The 2,746-nt window shown below is 74.4% G+C and carries 5 protein-coding genes; all 5 read right to left on the bottom strand.

Annotated features, from left to right (window positions below; translation table 11 throughout):
- A partial coding sequence (locus HMPREF3099_RS07960; protein WP_141762074.1) for a DivIVA domain-containing protein occupies nt 1-517 on the bottom strand: 517 nt, incomplete at its 3' end.
- Nucleotides 518-626: 109 nt separating this feature from the next.
- Nucleotides 627-920: a YggT family protein gene (locus tag HMPREF3099_RS07955; protein WP_070705481.1), complete on the bottom strand. Its 294-nt coding sequence runs from the start codon at nt 918-920 to the stop codon at nt 627-629.
- A 2-nt stretch (nt 921-922) separates the two neighbouring features.
- Nucleotides 923-1,471 carry a cell division protein SepF gene (locus HMPREF3099_RS07950; protein WP_070705480.1) on the bottom strand — a complete coding sequence of 183 codons (549 nt, stop codon included), beginning with the start codon at nt 1,469-1,471 and terminating at the stop codon, nt 923-925.
- A gap of 120 nt (nt 1,472-1,591) precedes the next feature.
- Nucleotides 1,592-2,368, bottom strand: coding sequence for a YggS family pyridoxal phosphate-dependent enzyme (locus tag HMPREF3099_RS07945; protein WP_070705479.1), 777 nt, complete (start codon nt 2,366-2,368; stop codon nt 1,592-1,594).
- Nucleotides 2,365-2,746: purine nucleoside phosphorylase YfiH/LACC1 family protein (locus tag HMPREF3099_RS07940; protein WP_141762073.1), on the bottom strand; the 382-nt coding region annotated here is incomplete at its 5' end. The genes HMPREF3099_RS07945 and HMPREF3099_RS07940, both read right to left, overlap by 4 nt.

Raw genomic sequence — 2,746 nt, 5'->3', positions numbered from 1 at the left:
CCCCCTCGTCGCCGGCCCGCTCCACCCGGTCGGCGGCAGCCGCCAGCCCGGCCACCCGCTGCTTCACCCGCTCCAGCTCGGCCTCGGCCCGCTGCTGCTCCTGCCGCACGGCCTGGATGCGGTGGTGCGCCTCGAACTCCGCGGTCTCCGCGGCGTGCATGGCGGCCATCACCCGCTGGTCGGCCTCCTGGCGCGCCGCCTCCGGCGAGCCCAACCCCGCCCCGGCACCCGCCGGAACGAACCCGTCATCGGCCATCTCGGCGGACCCCATGCCCTCGCCCCAGGCGGTCCCGCCCGGCTGCGCGGCCTCCACCGGGCCCTCCCAGCCCCCCGCGAAGGCGGGCGCACCCCCCTGCTCGTACACCTTGTCGCGCAGCGCCTCGTTCTCCGTGATGAGTCGACGCAGCTCGGCCTGCACGCCGTCGAGGAACTCGTTCACCTGCGCCTTGTCGTAGCCGGGGCGCAGACGCGTCTCCTCGAACTCGCGCTCGAACAGGTCGTCGGGGTTGAGGGCCATGCTCGTCCTCCTGAGGGGTCGACTTCCCGGCGAGTCTGCCACGACGACGCCCCGCCGACCGAGGGTCGACGGGGCGCGTGTGGACGGGCACCCGGGGGCGCCCACCTCCTCAGAGGAAGGCCAGCGGGTTCACCAGGTTGAGCAGGAGCATGGTGCCCAGCGCGAGCACGAGGAAGCCCAGGTCCAGCTGGATCTGTCCCAGGTTCAGCGGCGGGATGGCGCGACGCAGCGCCTTGAGCGGCGGGTCGGTGAGGGTGAAGACCCCCTCGGCCAGCACCAGCACCGGACCCGACGGGCGCCAGGACGGGGCGAACGAGCCGACCCAGTCGAACACCATCCGCAGCAGCAGCGCCCAGAGGAACAGGAAGAGCGCCAGGTGCACCAGCGCCAGCACGACCGCCACGGTCAGGACTGGGCGGTCGGGTCGCCCTGGCCGCCCTCGGAGGAGACGCCCTCCGGGGAGAGCAGGAACACCTTGTTGGTGATGCGGTCGATGGAGCCGTACAGGCCGAAGACCAGGCCGGCGGCGAAGTCCACGAGGCGCTTGGCGTCCCCGTCGGAGAGGTCGGTGAGGTTCATGATGACCGGCACGCCCTCACGGAAGCTCTCGCCGATCAGCTTGGCCTCGTTGAACGTGGCCGGGTGGATGGTGGTGATGCGGTGGATGCCACCCATGGGAACTCCTGCGGTGCGACGGGACTCGGGACGGGCCGGGGACGGGGCGTGCTCACGACGGTCCGGGACGGCCGCGACGGGGCGCGCCTCGGGACGGCTGCGGCGCTCGGGATCGGGCTCGTCACCCAGGGCGTGCGCGCCCGAACCCTCCCGGCGGGCGTCGCGCTCGTCGACCTCCACGGCGTCCTCGTCGTAGCGGTCGTAGTCGTCGTAGCGGTCGCGCTCGTCGATCTCGGCGAAGCCCAGCAGCTCCATCGTCCTGTTGAAGACACCTGCCATGTCTCGCTCCTAGCTCCCGGCGGGTCGTGACGGGCATCGGGTGGGTGGTCCGGGCGCCGACCTGCACCCCACCCCGGGGGGGCACCGGCACCACCGGGCACGCCGACGCGCGGGCCAAGGCTAGCCCAGCGCCGGACGGGCCCCCATGATTGCCGACCCCACCCTCACGTGTGTCGCCCCGGCGGCCACCGCTGCCTCGAGGTCGCCGCTCATGCCGGCCGACAGCATCGCGGCGCCGGGGTGCTCGGCCAGCACCTCCTGGTGGAGGCCCGCCAACGCCTCGAAGGCCACGGCCGGCTCCACCGAGGGGGGCGCCACCGTCATCAACCCGCACAGGTCCAGCGCCTCGGCCTCGGCCACCTGCTGGCACAGGGCCAGCAGCTCCCCGGGGTGCACTCCCCCGCGGCCGGCATCCTCCTCGGCTCCCTCCAGGAGCGGGGCGAGGTCAACCTGGACGCAGACACCCAGCCGCCGCTCGTGGCGCTGGGCGGCGCGGTCCAGGGCCCCCACCACCTTGGGGCGGTCCACCGAGTGCACGAGGTCGGCGTAGCCCGCCACGGACCCCGCCTTGCGGCTCTGCAGCTGGCCGATGAAGTGCGTACGCACCTGCTCGGCCAGGAAGCGTTCGTCCTCGGTCAGCAGCGTGGGCCACTCGGCCGCCTTGGCGCTGGCCTCCTGGTCGCGGTTCTCCCCGATGTCGCGCACGCCCAGCCGCGCCAGGCGCGCCACGTCGTCGGCGCCGAAGAACTTGGTGACCACCACGAGCGTCACCTCCGAGGGGTCGCGACGGGCGTCGCGACAGGCCGCCGCGATGCGGTCGCGGGTCGCCTCCAGCCCGGCGGCGAGCTCGGCTGTGCGCTCGTCGGGGTGGCCGGTGCCGTGGTGGTCGGTGCTCACGCGCCCTCCCGGTGGGTCGGTGCCACGAGCCGCACCGCGCCGGCCAGGCGCCCGGTGCCGCGGTCGCGGCGGTGGCTGAACAGGTCGTGCTCCTCCATCGTGCACCCGTGGACCCACTCGCGCAGGTGCACCCCGGCGCGCGCCAGCTGCTCCACCACGCCGGTGGCCACGTCGATGCTGGGGGTCCCCCAGGCGGTCCGCGCCGCGGACACCGGCTCGGTCCCCAGCGCATCGGCGCGCATCTCCTCGGGCACCTCGTAGCAGCGGCCGCACACCGACGGACCCACCACGGCCTCCAGGCGGTCGGCGCCACGCTCGCGGAGGGTCTCCACCGTGCGGGTCACCACGCCGGCCAGCATCCCGGGGCGGCCGGCGTGG

The sequence above is a fragment of the Kytococcus sp. HMSC28H12 genome (genome assembly GCF_001816045.1).
In the GTDB taxonomy this organism is placed as follows: Bacteria; Actinomycetota; Actinomycetes; order Actinomycetales; family Dermatophilaceae; genus Kytococcus; species Kytococcus schroeteri.
Note: the sequence above shows the minus strand (reverse complement) of the source record. Positions and strands in the feature narration are given on the sequence as shown.

What these genes read in the sequence shown, in the direction of transcription:
- HMPREF3099_RS07950 (WP_070705480.1), bottom strand. Translation starts at nt 1,471, where the DNA reads ATGGCAGGTGTCTTCAACAGGACGATGGAGCTGCTGGGCTTCGCCGAG.